This window comes from Desulfobulbaceae bacterium DB1 (genome assembly GCA_001914235.1).
In the GTDB taxonomy this organism is placed as follows: Bacteria; Desulfobacterota; Desulfobulbia; order Desulfobulbales; family SURF-16; genus DB1.
Genome location: MQUF01000026.1, coordinates 24,375 through 44,339, shown reverse-complemented (window position 1 = coordinate 44,339; position 19,965 = coordinate 24,375). Strand labels below are relative to the sequence as shown.

General features: G+C 54.1%; 17 protein-coding genes. 9 read left to right on the top strand and 8 right to left on the bottom strand.

The features are described 5' to 3' along the window. Positions 1-17 precede the first annotated feature (17 nt). On the bottom strand, positions 18-854 hold the full coding sequence (locus BM485_17530) for a hypothetical protein (protein ID OKY73621.1): 837 nt from the start codon (positions 852-854) through the stop codon (positions 18-20). Further along, a complete protein-coding gene (locus BM485_17525) occupies positions 844-1,518 on the bottom strand; it encodes a hypothetical protein (GenBank protein ID OKY73620.1) in 675 nt (224 codons plus the stop codon). Before BM485_17525 ends, BM485_17530 begins: the two co-directional genes overlap by 11 nt. A 305-nt stretch (positions 1,519-1,823) precedes the next feature. Between BM485_17525 and BM485_17520 the strand changes: the two genes are divergently transcribed. Next, complete coding sequence (locus BM485_17520) at positions 1,824-2,321, top strand: hypothetical protein (GenBank protein OKY73619.1); 498 nt, start codon at positions 1,824-1,826, stop codon at positions 2,319-2,321. Between the two features lie 88 nt (positions 2,322-2,409). Here BM485_17520 and BM485_17515 read toward each other — a convergent pair whose 3' ends face one another. Together BM485_17515 and BM485_17510 are read right to left on the bottom strand one after the other, a co-directional pair. Then, positions 2,410-4,446: a hypothetical protein gene (locus BM485_17515; GenBank protein ID OKY73618.1), complete on the bottom strand. Its 2,037-nt coding sequence runs from the start codon at positions 4,444-4,446 to the stop codon at positions 2,410-2,412. 165 nt (positions 4,447-4,611) lie between these two features. Then, positions 4,612-5,910 carry a hypothetical protein gene (locus tag BM485_17510; protein ID OKY73617.1) on the bottom strand — a complete coding sequence of 433 codons (1,299 nt, stop codon included), beginning with the start codon at positions 5,908-5,910 and terminating at the stop codon, positions 4,612-4,614. A 110-nt stretch (positions 5,911-6,020) separates the two neighbouring features. On the opposite strand from BM485_17510, the gene BM485_17505 reads away from it, so the two are divergent. From BM485_17505 to BM485_17495, 3 genes are read left to right on the top strand one after another with little or no spacing between them, the layout of a single operon-like run. Next, positions 6,021-6,692 carry a TIGR00153 family protein gene (locus BM485_17505; protein ID OKY73616.1) on the top strand — a complete coding sequence of 224 codons (672 nt, stop codon included), beginning with the start codon at positions 6,021-6,023 and terminating at the stop codon, positions 6,690-6,692. A 53-nt stretch (positions 6,693-6,745) separates the two neighbouring features. After that, positions 6,746-8,062, top strand: coding sequence for a hypothetical protein (locus tag BM485_17500; GenBank protein OKY73615.1), 1,317 nt, complete (start codon positions 6,746-6,748; stop codon positions 8,060-8,062). 11 nt (positions 8,063-8,073) lie between these two features. Further along, entirely contained in the window at positions 8,074-9,291 is a 1,218-nt protein-coding gene (locus tag BM485_17495; protein OKY73724.1) for a hypothetical protein, read from the top strand. Here the strand turns inward: BM485_17495 and BM485_17490 are convergent. Then, entirely contained in the window at positions 9,288-10,274 is a 987-nt protein-coding gene (locus tag BM485_17490; GenBank protein ID OKY73614.1) for a selenide, water dikinase SelD, read from the bottom strand. The genes BM485_17495 and BM485_17490 overlap by 4 nt on opposite strands. Between BM485_17490 and BM485_17485 the strand changes: the two genes are divergently transcribed. The 5 genes from BM485_17485 (at position 10,252) to BM485_17465 (ending at position 13,831) form a co-directional block, all read left to right on the top strand. Then, positions 10,252-10,479 (top strand): hypothetical protein, encoded by a 228-nt coding sequence (locus BM485_17485; protein ID OKY73613.1) that lies wholly within the window; start codon positions 10,252-10,254, stop codon positions 10,477-10,479. The genes BM485_17490 and BM485_17485 overlap by 23 nt on opposite strands. A gap of 11 nt (positions 10,480-10,490) precedes the next feature. Continuing rightward, positions 10,491-11,252 carry an ABC transporter gene (locus BM485_17480; protein ID OKY73723.1) on the top strand — a complete coding sequence of 254 codons (762 nt, stop codon included), beginning with the start codon at positions 10,491-10,493 and terminating at the stop codon, positions 11,250-11,252. Then, positions 11,237-12,070, top strand: coding sequence for a hypothetical protein (locus tag BM485_17475; protein OKY73612.1), 834 nt, complete (start codon positions 11,237-11,239; stop codon positions 12,068-12,070). Before BM485_17480 ends, BM485_17475 begins: the two co-directional genes overlap by 16 nt. A 72-nt stretch (positions 12,071-12,142) precedes the next feature. Continuing rightward, positions 12,143-13,105: a hypothetical protein gene (locus tag BM485_17470; GenBank protein OKY73611.1), complete on the top strand. Its 963-nt coding sequence runs from the start codon at positions 12,143-12,145 to the stop codon at positions 13,103-13,105. 192 nt (positions 13,106-13,297) lie between these two features. Further along, on the top strand, positions 13,298-13,831 hold the full coding sequence (locus tag BM485_17465; GenBank protein ID OKY73610.1) for a transposase: 534 nt from the start codon (positions 13,298-13,300) through the stop codon (positions 13,829-13,831). 103 nt (positions 13,832-13,934) lie between these two features. Here the strand turns inward: BM485_17465 and BM485_17460 are convergent, their stop codons facing one another. The 3 genes from BM485_17460 to BM485_17450 all read right to left on the bottom strand — a co-directional run bounded on the left by BM485_17460 (position 13,935) and on the right by BM485_17450 (position 19,943). Then, positions 13,935-14,960, bottom strand: coding sequence for a glycerol-3-phosphate dehydrogenase (locus BM485_17460; protein OKY73609.1), 1,026 nt, complete (start codon positions 14,958-14,960; stop codon positions 13,935-13,937). Next, complete coding sequence (locus BM485_17455) at positions 14,957-17,443, bottom strand: DNA gyrase subunit A (protein ID OKY73608.1); 2,487 nt, start codon at positions 17,441-17,443, stop codon at positions 14,957-14,959. The genes BM485_17460 and BM485_17455 overlap by 4 nt, the downstream gene beginning before the upstream one ends. 100 nt (positions 17,444-17,543) lie before the next feature. Then, entirely contained in the window at positions 17,544-19,943 is a 2,400-nt protein-coding gene (locus BM485_17450) for a DNA gyrase subunit B (GenBank protein ID OKY73607.1), read from the bottom strand. Positions 19,944-19,965 lie beyond the last annotated feature (22 nt).

Below are 19,965 nucleotides of genomic sequence, written 5' to 3'. Positions count from 1 at the left end.
ACACGGAAATTACTTCTTCACATTCCCTTCACGGCAATGGTCGACGGCTGCTCCCCATCATGAAACAAAGCAAGCAGCTCCCTGGTCAAGGGCATGGTGTAACGCCAGGATGACTGTATCAGCCCGTCATGCAGGCTCACCAGCCTGCCCTGAACGATCAGTGTTTTCCTGGTGTTGGAAAATGTGGAGACGACAACATAATCAAGCTCCGGCGCAACATTGGCAAGCTCGCCGATATTGCGGGACAGGATAAACTCGCCGGTTTGGGCGAGGATATTGATTTCCTTTCCCAAACGCAGTTCGGTCACCTTGATGCCGCGATCGGCAAGATCGGTCAAAAAGAATTCAGCCAGCACACGGCCGAATTCCGTTTCCCGTTTGAGATCGGACAAAGGCACCGCCGCCACGACAGCTATGCGCGCCGTGTAGTTCTTTTCGCCATCCTCCTTCAACTCATAGTAGACCTTTCCCGCCACTTCCCTGGAAATATCGGAAAGCTGGCCCTCGGTGCCCTGCGAGCGGGAACTTTCCGGCATGTATTGATAGATTCGGTAACGGGGAGAAGGGGCGGTACGCACGGCATCCTTTTTCCCCATGGCCTCCGCTGCTTCATCTTCTTCAAGATGGAGATAGGCGCTGGGGTATGATCTGTTCCGTGCCGCAGCAAGAGATGGGTCATCCGGATCATTGCTGTCTGCCGCGACATCACCCCCTGCCGCCAAAAAAATACCAAGCATCATCAGAGCACCGCAAAGCGCCGCTTTTTTCATCAGATCCTTCATTTTTTTCTCCCCATTGTCTGGAAAACCGTTTTCTTCCCGGTAAATTCTTTCATCTTTATCATCACAGTTCAAGTTTTTTCATATAAATGACGCTCTCCGAATCCGAATCCTTGCGAATGGAAGCGGAGTCTTTCAACATCAGATTATTCAAAGCATTACGCGGCAGGATAAGCGTCCCGCTGGACAGCAGTCTGGCCCTTTTATTGTCCACAATTTCCGCGTTGACGATGATTTCACTTTCCCCCACGAGGTAGGTGCCGGTAAGCACGGCTCCTGCCGCGTGAGCGGCCGGAATCTCTTCCGGGTCCCGCGAAAGACCGAACTCTCCCCGCTTTTCCTGAACCATGATGCTGAGACTTTTCCGCATATCGATGACGGGATAGAAATTACGCTGGAACTCATTCATCAACTGGACGGCCACATAACGGCCGAAAGACGATGTCCGGTACAACTTATTAATGTCGACAAAGGTGCAAACCAGCAGGCCGTCGGCCACGCCTGCGCCAAGAGGATCATCATCCCCCAGGTTGACGATCAGCTCCTTCGCCAGACCCTCCAGCATCCGTTTCATTTCGCCGGCTTCCCCGCTCGATGCCGCACCCGGCTCAAGAATGTTTGCCGGTTTTTGATAAGGCGGTGGATTATTGTCTTCAAAGGGTTCATAAGCCAAGCACTTCCCAGCGGCAAGGGCGAGAAGAAAAATCATCATAAGGGCAATGGATTTAACGGAAATCATTGTCTTTCCTTTGTCTGGCGTTCTTCATCATATGGGGTATGCGAAACTCCCGGCCGGAAAAGACAGGGTTTCACTCTTTCTGTAACCGTAACCATCGGTATAACCTGCCATATTCTTTAAAAAATAATAATACGGCACAAAAAAAATCCTCGCCGCCGTCCCGCTCCGGTTGCGCACATGGGGGAAAGAGCTGGAAAAGGTACGCCTTTTTATGGTAAATCTGCGTCATAAATCCCTGACACGAGGCCACGAAACGCCTGATACTCACCCGCAAATTAAAAATATTTTTCCGTGCAGCCACGACAATGAACCCTCTGGATATCTACCTGGAAGATGAAGCCTTTATCATAGAAGATTCAGGCGAAATGCCTGAAGTAGCGCTGCACGGTTCCCTCTATTTTCTCTGCGGGGATCCGGACGGACCGGGACTCACCTTGCGCCCGAAAGATCTGCTGCCGCTGAAGAAGGCGGTCATCAATCGTTACCAGACCATTATTCTCCGGGATCTGACCCCGGAAAACAGAAGAAAAAGGATTTACCGGGGATTGCAGCGAAGTGCCGTTAACTGGCAGCGCATGAAACTTTTCGCGGAAAAAGAAAACCTGGAAATCAGCCAGGTACGCCGGAAAGTCTCCGCCGCCCTGATCTCTTTCCTTGCCCATGAAACGAAATGCGTCACTGAAGATGGTGAAGCGTCGTGCATCAACTGCAGCCTGGAAACCTTGCTGGAATTTGCCCGTGATCTGGAACTTGCCGGAGAAGAACTGATGGATGACTGGGGAAAAATCCGCCCCCCCGAGTGATGGCTCGGTTCCGGCCGTTTGCTGAGAACCGGAGACCGGGCGGTGAACAAAAGGCCGCCCGGTCTCCGATTGATGTAATGAGAAAAAACTATTCCGTATACTGAATGGTGATAAGCACGGTCCGATTCAATGCCCTGCCTTCCGGCAACGTGTTGTCATAGGGGGGATCATTGGGCCCGACACCCTCATGGGAGATCTGCGGCCCGACAGCCAGCCCGGTTTCAATCATGGAACCGTAAACAGCGGCGGCCCGCCGCTTGGACAGCTCAATGTTATACTCTTCGGTGCCGATGATATCGGTGTGACCGGTAATCTGCATCAAGGGTGACGATAAGACCGCCATTCTGTTGATAACCCGGTTGACGATAATCTGATTTCTTCCTTTGACCTGGGCCCGGTCATATTCAAAGAGGATCAAACCGTATTTCTCAACCACCTTGGATTCAAGCTTCTGGGCAATGCGCTCTTCCCGTTTGAGGAAATTGATGGTGGTCGGCGCCGTTGTCGATGTCCAGAAGACGTTGCCCTCATTGTCGGTCACACTGATCTCGGCGCTGAATTGTCCAAGCGCGGCAATCTTGCGCATGCCGAGCGACTCAATGTCAAAGGAAAATTCCGCCGGCGGATTTCCGGTTCCTTCCTTGGTCACCAGCACCTCGTCACCGCCCAGCAGCTTGAAGTTCCAGCTCGAAATGGCGGTTTCACCCTGGATTGCCGGGATAACCTTTATCACCTTGGTATCGCACTGCTCCACCGTATAGGTGCTTTTGATGGTATCGAGAATGGCGGGATGGTCGGAATGGATCTCAACCCGCTGGTTTTCCGCCACCCCTTCCGGGATCCGGCTGGTGCTGGGCACCTCGGGAAGATTGCGCGCCTTGGCTTCCATCCGGGCCGGATCAATGCCCCAGACATAACGAAAATAGGATAAAACCGCATCAGCCCGGCTCCGTGACAGGGTGATCTGTCCTTTTTCCTCGCCGGTATTGGAGTTATAACCGACAATGCTTATCCTGGCATCCGGATTCATCGCCAGACGTTTGCCGATAACATTCAGCACATGGTGATACTTCTCCATGGTGCCGGTGAGCTTTTCCTCGGCAAAATCCTTGGTCTCCTCGGAACGGGTAAAGGTGACGTATCTTTCGGGAATGTCGCTTTTTCCGGTGTCAAAGTAGATATAATTCAACAGGGGAGAGCTGTCCACCATGGTCACCTCTTCGAGGTTGACGACCGCGGGTTCAATGGTCAGGGTTCCGCTGGGCGGATTGAGAAAACGAAAGGTAACCGCATACCGGTGGAAAATCGTGGTGGAAAACTCTTGAAAAATGGAAAGAAAATCATCCGCTGAATGGGCCTTGCGGATTTTCCCGCCGGTGCCTTCGGCAAAGGACTGGAGAAAGGGATCAAGACCGGGCCGGTCCATGTAATCCACCGCATAGGTCACGAAATTCTTGAGACCACGAGCGGCGAACTGTACCTCCTGACTCTTGATGATACTGTTGATGTCCTCGCCGTCCGAAAAAACAACCATGAACTTCTGGCTCTTTTCCGGCATTGATTTAACGACTTCAATGCCTTTCAGCATGGCTTCATAGAGGTAGGTGCCGTCGGTGGGATCGCTGTAGCTGTCCTTGAGGGTCAGACCGAGCGTGGTGGGATCACTGCCCCGGGTGGCGGTGGAGGAAACCCTCTCCCGTCCGCTTTTCGGGTCGGCAAAGGTGATGATGTGGACATCATCAATGGGCCGCACCAGGGAAAGGAATTCATCAAGCGCGGCAAGCACCGGATTGACGGCCTTGCGTAATTTCATGGAATAGGAATTGTCCACCACCAGAACGATATTCAAACCGATGTCCCGTTGTTCCGCGACATCTTCCACCGAGATGATTTCCGCCTTTTTCGGCCCCTGGGTGATGAGAAAATCTTCCTTTTGCAAACCAAGGATGGCATCTCCCTCTTCATTTAAGACGGAAACCAGCACCTTGCCTTCATGAAGCGTTTGAAAGGTGAGTTTTCCCTTCTGACCGGGCGTCTCCACCTTGAGGTCGTCAAAGGCGAAACCCGTGCCCGCCCAGGAAAAAACGAACAAGAGCATGCAAAGCATAAAAGCTGTTTTTTTCATGATGTTCCTCCTTTTGTGATCATCATTTTCAGACCGGGACCATGAAATCTTAGCGGGGGTGTCATATCCCCGACCGTCCCCCTTTGTCCGGTCATTCATCATTACTGATAGCTCAAAAACCTGACTTTTTCAACTTCAATCAACAGGCCTTTTTTTTCGGGCCCGTCACAGATTCCTGATTTTTTTGATGAGTCCGCTGGTGGAAAAATCAGCCACCAGCTCGATGGTCTTCACCTCGCCGCCGGCCGCCAACACCTCGTGGGCGCCGACGATTTTTTCCACCGGCCAATCTGATCCCTTCACCAGCACATCCGGCATGAGGGAGGTAATAAGCGAGTGCGGCGTCAGGTCGGAAAACAAAACAACATGATCAACACAGCCAAGGGCCGCCAGCAAACGGGCCCGGCTTGTTTCACGGTTGACCGGCCGTTCCGGCCCTTTGATGGCGGAAATCGAGGCATCGCTGTTAAGTCCCACCACCAGGTAATCACCCTGCCTGCGTGCCGCTTCCAGATAGGTGACATGCCCTTCATGAAGAATATCGAAACAACCGTTGGTAAAAACCATCCTTCTGCCGCATCGCCGGTAACGGCCCACCTTTTCCAGAAGGTCGGGCAGATCGCAGATCTTGTCCCTGTCCTGAAATCGGTAGGGGGTATGCCCCCCTGTCTGAAATCTTTTGCGGATTGCCTGGAAAAGAAGGGGGTCAAGCGGGGCCAGGCCGTTTTCCATCTCCTCGCCCGCCTCGGCCAGTATCGAGCCGTCCGGCGCGACGATCATGGAATGGCCGCCGAAAGCCGTATTGTCCGTCATTCCGCAGCGGTTGCAGCCGATAACATAAACCTGGTTTTCGATGGCCCGGGCCTGGAGGAGAATGCGCCAATGGTGTATTCTTGCCGCCGGCCACTGGGCGCTGACCGCGATGACGGCCGCCCCGTGCGCCACCTGGCTTGCCGCGAGCTGCGGGAAGCGGAGATCAAAACAAACCAGCCCGGCCGCAACGCCCCAAGGGGTCACCACCGGCAATGGACTGTCACCGGCGGTAAAGTGACGCTCTTCCGCCATGGGGCCAAAGAGCTGCTGTTTGCGGTACGACCCGAGCAGGCCGCCCGGTCCGCAAAAATACAGGGTATTATAATAACAGGTCCTGCCGTCCACAATTTTCTTTTCCGGCAGGGAACCCGCCAGACATATGCGGTGGCGCGCCGCCAGCTCGGAGAGAGCCGCCAGCATGGCATCGGTCATTGCCGCATGGACTTCCAGCTCCTCATAAACGAAACCGGCCGACCAAAGCTCAGGCAGGACAATGAGGGATCCTTCCGGTGGGTCCAGCCGGGCAAGAGCCCCTTTTACCGCCTCCATGTTTTTCCCGGGAAGGCCGGCTTGAACGTCCATCTGGAGAAAGCCGCCATGGGAAGGAAGAGATAACCATGATTCATTACTTGAGTTTTCTGCGCTTTTCATGATAATTTGTCCCTGATTTAAAAATGACCCACCCGTCACACCACATCAAATCATCCGAAGCCATCTTTAATGCAATGGCTTCTTTTTGTAAACGCGCAGAGGAGAAAAACATGGCGATTATCCAGAACCTGTTTCGCAAATCACCTTTTGGCCCGATCGTTCTGCATGCCAAAAAGGTCCACGAATGCGTGGAAATGATCAAACCCCTGATGGAGGCTCTGGCCTATGAAAACTATCCGCTGCTCAGGGAACTGCGGGACAAGGTTTCCAGCATAGAACACGAGGCGGACAAGATCAAACATGATATCCATGAAAACCTGACCAGGCGTTATTTCCTGCCGGTTGACCGGCAGGAGCTGGACGGTTTCCTCGAGTGCCAGGAAAAAATGGCTGACTATGCGGAGGATTTTGCCGTTATCCTCATGATTCGCAAGACACGTCTGCACCCGGATATCCAGGACAAATTTTTTGCCCTGGTCGACCAGATGTTCCAGGTCAGCGGCACCCTGCTGACCGCCGCGGTGGAGCTGAAAAATCTCGCCGAGGTTTCCTTCGGCGGCGCCGAGGCAAAACAGGTCCTTGATCTGATCAAGGATCTGGGCAAGGAGGAATGGAAGGCCGACCGGCTGGCCAGTGATCTGAGCATCGATATCTTTCAGCTTGAAGGCAAGGTAAGCGTTCTTGATATTCTTTTCTACGAAAAAATGCTGCTGAAAATAGGCTCCATCGCCAATGAGGCGGAAAACGCTGGCGACTTTCTCCGGGCGATGATTGCCAAGTAAAAAAAGCAGCCCGACGCCGCACCTCCCTTCAGACCCTTAACAAAGGTTTCCTCATGGAAGTTTATATCATACTTTTCACCGGTCTCATCGGTTTTTACATGGCCTGGACCATCGGGGCAAACGATGTGGCCAATTCCATGGCCGATGCCGTCGGTTCCCAGGCACTGACCATCAAACAGGCAATCATCGCCGCCGGCATCTGCGAGTTCGCCGGCGCCGTACTGGTCGGCTCAAGCGTGACGGAAACGGTACGCCAGGGCATCGTCAACCCCGGCACCATCGCCGCCCTGCCCGGCCTGCGCGAGGGAGAAGCCGCCGCCCTGGTGATTATCGGCATGACCGCCGCCCTGCTCTGCGCCGCTTTCTGGCTCCATTTCGCCACCTGGGCCGGCATGCCGGTTTCCACTACCCACTCCATTGTCGGCGCGGTGGCGGGCTTCGGTATTGTCGCCGCGGGCTGGAATTCGGTCAACTGGAACAAGATGAGCCAGATTGTCGCCAGCTGGTTTATTTCTCCCCTGGTCGGCGGCATTATGGGTTTTCTGCTTTTTACCTTTATCACCAAGGCTATTCTGGGACGCGAGCGCCCGGCCGAGGCGGCCCGGTTTTATTCGCCACCCATCGTCTTTCTCCTTATTACCGTGGTCAGCCTGGCCACCATTTACAAGGGGCTCAACCATGTCATCGACGGAATCGAGTGGCTCTCCGGCACCAACGCCGTCATCGTTTCCATCCTCTTCGGCCTCTTCTGTGCCGCCTTTTCCAGCATCTGGATCAGCAGTCACCTGAAGGGCAAGGAAAAACTGTCCCTCTCCAGGCAGCTTGAGGAGGTGGAAAAAATATATGTGCCGCTGGTGATCATCAGTTCCTGCTCCGTGGCCTTTGCCCATGGCGCCAACGATGTGGCCAATGCCATCGGTCCCTTTGCCGCCATTGCCCATATCATCCAGCACGGTACGGTGGAAATGAAGGTGGGGGTGCCCCTTTCCATCCTGGTGCTCGGCGGCGCGGGCATTGTCTTTGGTTTGGCAACCTATGGCCATAAGGTCATGACCACCGTGGGCACCAAAATCACGGAAATCACCCCTTCCCGCGGCGTAGCCGCCGATATCGCCGCCTCCGCCACCGTTCTCATCTGCACCAGACTGAGTCTGCCTGTTTCCACCACCCATACCCTGGTGGGCGCCATCATGGGCATTGGGCTGGCCCGCGGTTTAGGCGGTATCAACAAATCAGTGATAAAAAAGATTTGCACCTCCTGGCTGATCACCGTTCCCGCCGCCGCCGGTCTGTGCATTCTCTTTTTTATCGTCGGCCGTTATTTTTTCCTTGATTGCCTGATCACCATCGTGCTTGACGCCAGGAAGTAATTGTGCGCCGGATACTCGCTTTTCTCGTCTTTGTCGGCGGAAGTATCGCTTTTTTCCCCTTCACCCCTTCCAGCCTCGCCCTGAGTCCCGCCGAGATTGGCGTTGTCGCCAACCACAATAACGGGGACAGTGTCAGGCTTGCCCGGTTCTACATGGAAAAACGGGGTATTCCGGCGCAAAATCTCATCACCATCACTCTTGATCCGGCTGAACAGTGCGATCGCAGCAGTTATGAGAAACGGATCGCCGCTCCGGTCCGCAAATTTTTAACCTCATTTTCTCCAGCAGGAACAATCAAATGTCTGGTCACCATGTATGGGGTACCGCTTGCCATCACCTCGCCGGCAATGAGCCGGCATGGGGAAAAAACCATCGCCCAACTCAGGAAGAAAAAAGAAACACTTCGCACCTCTGGTGATTTGTTTGAAAACAGTATTGCGGAACTGACAAAACGAATCAGCTATCTGACCAAAACAAGCGACATGCGCGCCTCGGTGGATTCGGAACTGACCCTGGTGCGGCTCAACCAGCCGGTGTCCCATTGGCTGGCCAATCCTTTTTATCGAGGGGAAACGCCTGGATTTGCCTTCTTTGACCAACAGGACGTGGTGATGGTCAGTCGGCTCGACGGCCCAAGCCCGTCGCTTGTCGAAAAAATAATTGAGGATTCCCTTGTCGCGGAAAAGGAGGGCCTCACGGGCGGGGCATATTTCGACGCACGCTGGCCGGATCCGGGATTAAAGGAGGTCACGAGGTACGCCTGGTATGACCGCTCCATCCACCGGGCGGCGGAGCTTGTCGGTAGAAGCGGGGTGGTGGGAAACGTTGTGGTTGACCAAAAAAGCGATCTTTTTCAGCCGGGACCGATCCGCCTGACGGCGCTTTATTGCGGCTGGTACAGCCTGGGCAAATACATTGACGCCTTTTCCTGGCAGAGGGGCGCGGTGGGGTATCACCTTGCCAGCAGCGAATGCTCCACCTTAAAAAAACGGGGAAGCAGGGTCTGGTGCAAAATGATGCTGGAAAAAGGGGCGGCCGCCACCATCGGACCGGTGGGAGAACCCTATGTCGATGCATTTCCACCGCCGGAGCTCTTTTTTTCTTTTCTCACCGCCGGCCGGAATCTGGTGGAAAGTTATTTTTTCAGCCTGCCCCATCTTTCCTGGAAAATGGTGTTGATCGGCGACCCGCTGTATCGGCCGTTTGCAAGGCAAGGACAAGCCAATTAACGAAGCACGATTTTCCCCGCCGTTCCCGCCGTCACCGTGCCGATAACGGCACAGGGCAATTTCCCCTCACGCCCTATCCTCTCGGCAATGACGCGGATCTGTTCCGGGGCCCCGGCAATGAGCAGGCCGCCGGAGGTTTGCGGGTCATAAAAAACCATCTCCAGCGGATCAAGCTCTTCCAGACCGTTCTCCACCCATTTCTGATAAAATTTTTTGTTCTTGTGGGCGCCTTCGGGAATGATGCCCATGGCGGCGAAATCAAGCGTCCCCGGCAAAAGCGGCACGGCGGTGCTGTCGATTTCAATGGTCACCCCGGAGGCATGGGCCATTTCAAACAGATGGCCGATGAGGCCAAAGCCGGTGATATCCGTGCAGCCGTGCGCCCCTATCTCGGCCATGGCTTCGCCGGCCACCCGGTTCAAGGTTGCCATGCAGTCGCTGATCATCACCTCAACCTCTTCAGCGGCGAGCCCGCCCTTGATGGCGGTGGAGAGAATGCCGGTGCCGAGCGGTTTGGTCAGCAGCAAGAGATCGCCGGGACGTGCGCCGGAATTGAGCATCACCTTGTCCGGATGGACCAGGCCGGTGACGGAAAGTCCGTATTTCAGCTCCTTGTCCTCGATGCTGTGGCCGCCGACCAGGAGCGCTCCGGCCTCGGTGATTTTTTCCAGGCCGCCGCGCAGAATGTCCTTCAGCACCGATTTGTCCATATCCGCCAGGGGAAAGGCCACCAGGTTCATGGCGAGAAGCGGTTTTCCTCCCATGGCATAGACATCGCTCAAGGCGTTGGCCGCGGTGATCTGGCCGAAGCGGTAGGGGTCATCGACAATGGGGGTGAAAAAATCCACCGTCTGGATAAGGGCGCATTCGTCATTCAAACGATAGACGCCGGCATCATCACAGCCGTCCGTGCCGACAATCAGATTGGGATCGGTCGGGATATTCAAGCCGCACAGAATAGTGTCCAGGTCCCCCGGACTTATTTTGGCCGCTCAACCGGCCGCCTTGACCGTGCCTGTCAGTTTTATTTTTTTTTGCAATGCCATGTCCACAAAGAGTTTTCTGAAAACGTCCCGGTTTCAGGTTGGATTGATGCTTCCCACGCTTCTTGTGCTCATTAAATCAGACCGCGACCCCTTTCACAATGAGAAAATAAACTTGTTGGTGTCCCTCTTCTTTTGTGGTTAATATTGTTCATTATGAAAAAAACCGTCATTGATATCAAAAACATGAGTTTTGCCTACAACAGCCATGAGATCCTGGAAAATGTCACCTTCACCATCAAGGAACAGGACATGATCGGCATAGTCGGCCCCAACGGCGGCGGCAAAACAACCCTGCTGCGGCTCATGCTCGGCCTGCTCACACCGAACAGCGGCACCATCACCGTGCTCGGCACCTCGCCGGAAAAGGCGTCGTGCCGCATCGGCTATGTTCCCCAGCATCGGATTTTTGATCCGCTTTTCCCTGTTTCCGTGCTGGACGTGGTGTTGATGGGGCGGGTGGGAAAGTCCTGGGGCGGCCGTTTCTCCAGGGAAGACAAGCAGCATGCCCTTGATGCCCTGCGCGATGTCGATCTCTACGACAAGCGGACAATGGCTTTTGCCGACCTGTCCGGCGGCCAGCGCCAGCGCACCCTGATTGCCAGGGCGCTTGCCTCCAGCGCCGAACTGCTTTTTTTCGACGAACCCACCGCCAACGTCGACAGCTTCTCCGAACGGAATCTTTACAATCTGCTCGCCAAATTAAACGAAAAACTGACCATTCTCGTGGTTTCCCATGATGTCGGTTTTGTTTCCAAATACGTCGGCTCCGTGGTCTGCGTCAACAAGGTGGTGCATATCCACCCCACCAGCGCGATTGACGGCACCAATATTCAGGATATCTACGGCAAGGATCTGGCCATCATCCGCCACGACCACCGCTGTTCGGAAAAAGGACACACATGGGTCAATTTATAAGGGATCTGCAGACATACACCTTTCTCCAGTATGCCTTTCTGGCCGGGGTGCTGTCGTCCATCGCCTGCGGCATCATCGGTTCCTATGTCACGGTGCGGCGCATCACATACATTGCCGGGGCAATTTCCCACTGCACCCTGGGCGGCATGGGCGTGGCCCGTTATCTCCAGAAGGAGCATGGTTTTTCCATCACCCCCCTGCAGGGAGCGGTGGTGGCCGCCCTGCTTGCCGCCGTCATCATCACCGTGGTCAAACGCTACACCAGCCAGCGGGAGGACACCGTTTTAAGCGCCATCTGGTCCATCGGCATGGCGATCGGTATCTTTTTCATCAGCAAGACCGGCGGCTACAACGAGGATCTGATGAGTTACCTTTTCGGCGATATTCTCATGGTCTCCCAAAAGGATCTGCTGCTCATCGGCGCCCTTGACCTGATTATTATCGCTGTTGTGCTGCTCTTTTACAACAAGCTGATCGCCATCTGTTTTGACGGGGAGTTTGCCAGGATAAGCGGGGTGAAGGTCGATCTTTTTGAAATGCTTCTGCTGCTCATGATCGCACTTACCGTGGTGCTGCTGGTTCAGGTGGTGGGCATCGTCATGGTGGTTGCCATGCTGACCCTGCCCGCCGCCGCGGCCGGGCAGATGGTGCGGCGGCTGTGGCAGATGATGGTGGCGGCCGTGGTACTCTGTCTTTTCTGCACAACCGGTGGGCTGGCGATCAGTTATCAGCCCGATTTTCCCGCGGGAGCCACCATCATTATTCTGACCGGCATGGTCTATTTTTTAGTAACCATGGTGAAAAAGATCAGGAAGTAAGTTTGTTTGTAGAAGTGCGATATACTGATCATCTGTATAATTACTTGTTACTCTACAGAACAGGAGGTATCTTTGGACCTTGGAACGATTCATCAAGTAGCCTTGAAAGAACTCTGGTCGGGTGAGGCCACACACTTTACCCCGTGGCTTGCCGAACACTTGGATGTATTGGGCGAGAAGTTGGGTATGGACCTTGAGCTTGAGGCCACAGAAGCTTCGGCTGGTGATTTTTCAGCCGATATCGTTGCTCGCGATCTCTCAACCAACAAGCTCGTGGTCATCGAGAATCAGTATGGTGGCACTGACCACAAGCACCTCGGTCAGCTCATCACCTATGCCTCGGTCCTTGGTGCCGGAGCAGTGGTTTGGATCGCCGAGGCCATTCGCCCTGAGCACAAGTCTGCTATGGATTTCTTGAACCAAAACCTGAAGGAGAGTCTGGGCCTGTACGCGGTCAAAGCCTCTGCCATTCGTATAGATGAGTCCAAGCCTGCATTCGTGCTTACCCTTGTGTCGATGCCGAGTGAGGCTTCAATCGCCCAGGACATCGCGCCTGCACCCTCCGAAACCAAGGAACGCTATCGCACTTACTTCCAGGGCTTGATCGACGAGCTCCGCGAAGCCCATAAATTCACAAACGCCCGCGCGGGCCAACCGCAGAACTGGTACACATTCGCTTCCGAAAATTCCAGGGTCTATACATATTCGACTTCCTTCGCGCAAGGTGGCCGAGTAAGGGTTGAGCTGTACATTGACTGCGGTGACAAGACCAAGAACGAGCAACTCTTCGAGTTCCTTCAGCAGCGAAAGCAAGAGATAGAGGGCGCCCTCGGTCTAGATCTCAACTGGGAAAAACTGAAGAACCGTCGAGCCTGTCGTATTGCGGCCTATCGAGATGGAGACATCAATGCCGATTCCGAAACGCTCGCCGATATCAAGAATTGGACGGTTCAGAACTTACTCAAGTTCAAGGCGGTTTTCCCGAACGAGGTGCGGCAGTACACCTTAATAAGCCCAACTAGCGGGTCAATCTGACTGCGAGAAAGTCTACGGTGCTGACGCTACAAGTAGGGATGGCACGGCAGGCCACCCTTATTGTTATGTATGTAAAAGAAAATTTGCATGAGTGATGAAGATAAGAAATATGATGCCATGTTCGATCGTTCCCACGCTCCAGCGTGGGAATGCAGCCTAAGACGCTCCAGCGTCCCGACATAGCGCCAGGCCATGAGCAGAAGCCGATACGTCATCCTGGAGCTGGACAAGCCGCATTTTTTGACTTGCACCGTGGTGGAGTGGTTACCCGTGTTTACCCGCCCCGATGCGGTGCAAATCCTCCTCGATAGCTGGACGCACCAGCGCCAGCACGATGGCTTGCGGCTTTTCGGTTATGTGATCCTGGAAAATCATCTGCATTTTGTGGCCCAGGCACCGCGTTTGGATAAATGCTTGAGCAGTTTCAAGTCGTACACCGCTGCCCGGCTCATCGAGTTGCTGGAAGCGCGCAAGGCGGAGCGACTGTTGGCGCGGCTGCGATTCGCAAAACTGGCGCACAAGCGTGATCGGGAATATCAATTCTGGCAGGAAGGAAGCCACGCCGAAATGGTATTCAGTGAAACCGTGATGCGGGAAAAGCTGGACTATATCCACCGCAATCCGGTGAAGCGCGGCTATGTGGATTTGCCGGAGCAGTGGCGCTATTCGAGTGCGCGGAATTATCTCGGGCAGCCTGGGTTAATCGGCATTGATTCATGGTGCTGAACGATACGGGGCGCTGGAGCGCCCAAGAATGCGTTCCCACGCTGGAGCGTGGGAACGATGAAAAATGAAGATTATAAAAGCAAGACACGCCAGGGAAAAAACATCAGAACTCCATCTCCTGTTTCTGATCACGGGTAAGAAGCGACATCACCGCATCCCGACAGGATTTGTCTTCGTAAAGCACCTTGTGGATCTGCTCGAGAATGGGCATGTCCACCCCTTCCCGTTGCGCCAGCTTCCAGGCCGACCTGGTGGTTTTCACCCCTTCGGCCACCATTTCCATCTCAGCCAGGATTTCCGTGAGTTTTTTCCCCTGGCCGAGCTTGAGCCCCACCGTCCGGTTGCGGCTTAAATCGCCGGTACAGGTGAGCACCAGATCTCCCAGGCCGCCGAGTCCGGAAAAGGTGAGAGGATTGGCCCCCATCTTCACCCCCAGCCTGGTGATCTCGGCAAGGCCCCTGGTGATGAGCGCGGCCCTGGTATTGGTGCCGTAGCCGAGACCATCGCAGATCCCGGCGGCAATGGCGACAATATTTTTCAGCGCCGCGCCCAGCTCCTGACCGATGAGATCGGTACTGGTATAGACCCGCAGCCGTTCTGTGAAAAAGACGGTCTGGATCAGGGCGGCAACTTCTTTATTTTCCGCCGCCACGGTGACCGCGGCCGGCATGCCGGCCGCCACCTCCCGTGCAAAGGAAGGCCCGGTCAGGACGCCGATGGCCGCCTTTTTCCCGGAGCGGGACAGCTCGTCGGCCATCACCTGACTCATGGTCATCAGGCTTTCATTCTCAATGCCCTTGGTGGCGGAAACAACGAGGGCATCGTCCCGCAGCGCGGCAAGAACCCGGGAAAAGACCGAACGATAGACATGGGAAGGGACCACCATGAGAACAAACCCCTTACCGCTGACCACCTCCGCGAGATCACTGCCTGCCGTGATCCCGGCAGGCAACGAGAAACCGGGCAGATATTTTCCGTTCTCATGGTCGCGGTTGATCGCCGCGGCATGCTCGGGCCGATGCGCCCAGAGATGGACCGCATAGCCCTTTTCAGCCAGCAGCTTTGCCAGGGCGGTGCCCCAGCTGCCTGCGCCGATAACCGCTATCTCTTGGCCGGAGGTCGTATTCATCCGTTCGTTTCTTCCACTTCCGCATCGTCTTCATCGTCCCCGGCCTCGGAGGCCGGCACCATGTCCATGGCCACCACTTTTTCCCCGGCTTCGAGGTTGATCAACCTCACCCCCTGGGTGGCGCGACCGATGACCCGCATCGCGCTCATATCCATGCGGATGATTTTGCCGCCATCGGTGATGAGCATGATCTCGTCCTCGCCGGTAAGCTGGCAGGCGCCGACGATTTTGCCGTTGCGTTCGCTGGGCTTGATGGCAAAAACGCCCTTGCCGCCCCTTCTGGTCAGCCGGTATTCCTCAACCGGGCTTCGCTTGCCGTAGCCGTTTTCCGTCACCACGAGAATGGTATGCTCCCGGTTGATGACCACCGCCGCCACCACATGGTCATTTTCAGCCAGGTTAATGCCGCGCACCCCGCTAGCCATTCTTCCCATGCCGCGCACATCGTCTTCATGAAAGCGCACCGCCATGCCGTTGCGGGAAACAAGCAGAATATCCGATTCACCGTCGGTCAAGGCGGCGCTGATGATCTCATCGTCTTCCCTGATGGTCAGCGCGATCTTGCCTCGCCGGATGGGTCGGGCGAATTCGGCAAGCACGGTTTTCTTGATAATTCCCTTTTTGGTGACCATCATCACATAGCACTGGGCCATTGAACAGTCGAAATTCTGCACCGGGAGAATCGCGGCAACCTTCTCATCATCCGACAATTCAAGCAGGTTGACGATGGCCTTGCCCCGGGCAATGCGGCTGGCCAGGGGAATCTCATACACCTTGCGCCAGAACACCTTACCGTGGTTGGTGAAGAAGAGAAAGGTGTCATGGGTGGAAGCGAGATAGAGATTGTTGACAAAATCCTCCTCAACCGCGGTAATTCCCTTGATTCCCTTGCCGCCGCGGCGCTGGGAACGATAAAGATCCACTGAATTTCTCTTGATATAGCCGCCGTGGGTGACGGTCACCACCATGTCTTCCTGCTGGATCATGTCTTCCGGCAGAATTTCATCCGGCGCGTCGATGATCTCGGTCCGCCGCTCATCGCCATACTGCTCCCTGATTTCAACGAACTCGTCGCGGATAATACTCATGACCAGGCTTTCGTCGGCCAGCACCTTTTTATACCAGGCGATTTTTTCCAGCAGCTCGGCCAGTTCGTTTAGAATTTTTTCCCTTTCCAGGCCGGTCAGCTTCTGCAGACGCATATCAAGAATTGACTGCGCCTGAATCTCGGTGAGAGAAAACCGTTCCATCAGGCCCTGCTTCGCTTCCTGGGGATTGGCCGATGCCCTGATCAGCGACACCACTTCGTCCATGTTGTTGAGGGCAACCTGCAGACCCTCCAGGATGTGGGCCCGGGCCTCGGCTTTTTTCAATTCAAAATTGGTGCGCCGATAAACCACGGTTTTCCGGTGCAGCAGGAAATATTCGAGAATCTGCCGCAGGTTGAGAACTTCCGGCTTGGCGTTGACGATGCTTAAAAAGATAATGCCGAAACTTTTCTGCAGGGGGGTCATGATGTACAGCTGATTGAGCACCACCTCGGCGTTTTCATCTTTTTTCAGATCAAGAACGATGCGCATGCCTTCGCGGTCCGATTCATCGCGGATTTCGGCAATTGACTCAATCCTTTTTTCCTTGATCAGCAAAGCAATTTTTTCCACCAGTTTCGCCTTATTCTGCTGATAGGGAATCTCGGTGATGACAATCGACTCGCGGTTTGCCTTTTTGCTCCCTTCGATATGACTTCTGGCCCGCATCAGCACACTGCCGCGTCCTGTTTCATACGCCTCGCGGATACCGGCCCTGCCGCAGATAAACCCGCCGGTGGGAAAATCAGGCCCGGTGATGTAGTCCATCAGCCCGTTCACCGTGATGAGCGGATCATCAATCATGGCAATGAGCCCGTCAATCACCTCTTTCAGGTTGTGCGGCGGGATATTGGTTGCCATGCCGACGGCGATACCGGAAGAGCCGTTGATGAGCAGATTCGGTATCTTGGCCGGGAAAACAACCGGCTCGCTTAACGAGTTATCGTAATTAGGGATAAAGTCGACCGTATCTTTTTCCAGATCAGCGATTATTTCCTGATCCAGCTTGGTCATCCTGGCCTCGGTATATCGCATGGCGGCGGCGGAATCACCGTCCACCGAACCGAAGTTGCCCTGACCGTCCACCAGCGGGTAACGCATGGAGAAATCCTGGGCCATTCTGACAATGGTGTCATAGGCGGCCATATCGCCATGGGGATGGTACTTACCGATGATATCACCGACGATCCTGGCTGATTTCAGATAGGGCCGATTATGGTAGTTGTTCAGTTCCCGCATGGCGAAAAGCGCTCGGCGGTGAACCGGTTTCAGCCCATCTCGTACATCGGGCAGAGCGCGCCCGATGATGACGCTCATGGCGTAATCGAGATAGGATTTTTTCATCTCTTTTTCGATGGAAACCGTTGGTGATAAAACTTCCTCGTTTTCAGTCATAGATACCGCTTTTTATTAGAATTTATATGATGCGAAAATCAGAAGCCGGAAGCCTGAAGAGTGATTTCGGACTGCCGGCGTCTCCAAAGGGATCAGCACTCTATATGTCGAGTTCGGTTACTTCCAGGGCGTGACTGTTGATAAAGTCTCTTCGTGGTTCAACCTTATCCCCCATCAGGGTCGTAAAAATATCATCCGCTCCTTCCGCATCTTCAATTTTTACCTGCAGCAAAACCCTGTTTTGCGGGTTCATGGTGGTGTCCCACAACTGGACGGGATTCATCTCGCCAAGACCCTTATACCGCTGCAGACTGCTTCCCTTGAATGATTCCATCTTCACCTTGTCGAGCAGCTCCCGCCAGTTTTCCACCTCAACATCTTTTTCACCGGTGACCAGGGTAAAACGGGAGGTCAACAGCTCTTTCACCGCGGGGAAGATGGAAATGGCCGAGCGATATTCGGAGATAAGGGGAATCTGCGGACCCACGGTGAGAAACATGTGGGCCTTGTCCTTCACCGCCGCATCGAATTCATAGCAGCTCGTTTTCCAGCGACACGGCCGTAAATTACCGAGAACAAGATTTCCGTCCAGCTGTAATGTGTTCCGCAGCCGGGAAACAAATTCCTGATCGGCGAACTGATCCGCCGTGTGGATTCCCTGCTCCAGGAAAAAATAAACAATATCTTCCCAGACATTGATTCTCTGCAGAAAATCGGTCAGCTTCTTGTAGTTGGATAAATTTCGCAGTACATGAACAACGTCCTGTTCTTCAATAAATTTTTCACCGTTGAGCCGTATCTTCATGTTGGCGCTGGCCTGCTGAAAGAGAAAGATATTCAGATCTTCCTCGCCGCTGAAAAACGTTTCTTTCTTGCCTTTTCCCAGGCGATACAGGGGGGGCTGGGCAATATAAACATGGCCCTTTTCCACCAGAAGCGGCATCTGCCGGTAAAAAAAGGTGAGCAGCAGGGTACGGATATGGGCTCCGTCAACATCTGCGTCGGTCATGATGATGACCTTATGATAACGCAGTTTGTCCTCTTCAAAATCATCCGCTCCCACCCCGGTTCCCAGGGCGGCAATGATCTGCTTAATCTCTTCGCTTGCCAGTATTTTATCGAACCGGGCCTTTTCCACGTTCATGATCTTGCCGCGCAGCGGCAGGATAGCCTGAAAAGCGCGGTCGCGCCCCTGTTTGGCGCTGCCGCCGGCGGAATCACCCTCCACCAGAAAAATTTCCCTTTCCTGGGGAATCTTTGACTGGCATTCCGCAAGTTTGCCGGCCATCAGCAGATCAATGCCGGAACCTTTTTTGCGGGTCAGTTCCTTGGCGCGCCTGGCTGCTTCGCGGGCCCTGGCGGCATCCACCGCCTTGGCGAGTATCTTTTTCGCCTCCTGGGGATTTTTTTCCAAAAAAATGGTCAGTTTTTCATTACAGATTGACTCGACAATGGATTTTACTTCGCTGTTGCCGAGTTTTGTTTTGGTTTGTCCTTCAAACTGCGGATTGGGAACCCGCACGGAAATCACACAGGTCAGTCCTTCCCGGACATCGTCGCCGCCCATTTTTTCACGCAGATTTTTCGGGACAATATCGTCGGTGGCATAGCGGTTGATGCATTTGGTCAGCGCGCCGCGAAACCCGGTGACATGGGTGCCGCCTTCCTTGGTGGGGATATTGTTGACAAAAGAAAACAACCGCTCTGAATAGCCGTCATAATACTGGAAAGCTATTTCCACCTGAACATCTTCTTTTTCACCGCTGAAAAAGATCGGATTTTCATTGATCGGGGTGCGTTTTCTATTGAGATACTCCACATAGGAAACAATGCCGCCCTTGTAATGAAATTCATCCTCCGCCCCGCTGCGGTCATCCTTGAGCAGGATTTTAACTCCCTTGTTCAGAAATGCGAGTTCGCGCAGGCGGGCTTGAATGATCTCATATTTATATTCCGTTGTTTCGGTAAATATTTCCGGATCAGGCAAGAAGGTGATGGTTGTGCCGCTCAAGGTTGTTTCTCCCACAACCTGAACTTCCGATTCTTTTATGCCGTACCGATATGTCTGCTCGTAAATAAAACCGTTTCTCTTTATCTGTGCCTTTGTCTTGATACTCAAGGCGTTCACCACGGAAACACCGACACCGTGCAGACCACCTGAAACCTTGTAGGAGGAATGATCGAATTTTCCTCCGGCGTGCAGGGTGCAGAGAACAAGTTCGAGTGCGGAAACGCCTTCCGTCGGATGCATTTCAACGGGAATACCCCTGCCGTTGTCTTCAACCGAAACCGAACCGTCAAGTTGAAATGTGACCTTTATCCGGTTACAATGTCCTGCCAGGGCTTCATCAATACTGTTGTCGACAACCTCATAAACCAGATGGTGAAGACCGCCTTCACCCGTATTGCCGATATACATGGAAGGTCTTTTCCTTACCCCTTCCAGTCCGGATAGAACCTTTATCTGTTCCGCACCATAATCGTTTTGTTGTTCTGTCAAAATTTTTCCCTCGAAACCGGTA

Coding starts and splice junctions, on each gene's coding strand:
- BM485_17510 (OKY73617.1), bottom strand. CDS start 5,910: ATGAAAAGCGCAGAAAACTCAAGTAATGAATCATGGTTATCTCTTCCT.
- BM485_17455 (OKY73608.1), bottom strand. CDS start 17,443: ATGACTGAAAACGAGGAAGTTTTATCACCAACGGTTTCCATCGAAAAA.
- BM485_17465 (OKY73610.1), top strand. CDS start 13,298: ATGAGCAGAAGCCGATACGTCATCCTGGAGCTGGACAAGCCGCATTTT.
- BM485_17505 (OKY73616.1), top strand. CDS start 6,021: ATGGCGATTATCCAGAACCTGTTTCGCAAATCACCTTTTGGCCCGATC.
- BM485_17460 (OKY73609.1), bottom strand. CDS start 14,960: ATGAATACGACCTCCGGCCAAGAGATAGCGGTTATCGGCGCAGGCAGC.
- BM485_17500 (OKY73615.1), top strand. CDS start 6,746: ATGGAAGTTTATATCATACTTTTCACCGGTCTCATCGGTTTTTACATG.
- BM485_17515 (OKY73618.1), bottom strand. CDS start 4,446: ATGAAAAAAACAGCTTTTATGCTTTGCATGCTCTTGTTCGTTTTTTCC.
- BM485_17525 (OKY73620.1), bottom strand. CDS start 1,518: ATGATTTCCGTTAAATCCATTGCCCTTATGATGATTTTTCTTCTCGCC.
- BM485_17475 (OKY73612.1), top strand. CDS start 11,237: ATGGGTCAATTTATAAGGGATCTGCAGACATACACCTTTCTCCAGTAT.
- BM485_17520 (OKY73619.1), top strand. CDS start 1,824: ATGAACCCTCTGGATATCTACCTGGAAGATGAAGCCTTTATCATAGAA.
- BM485_17480 (OKY73723.1), top strand. CDS start 10,491: ATGAAAAAAACCGTCATTGATATCAAAAACATGAGTTTTGCCTACAAC.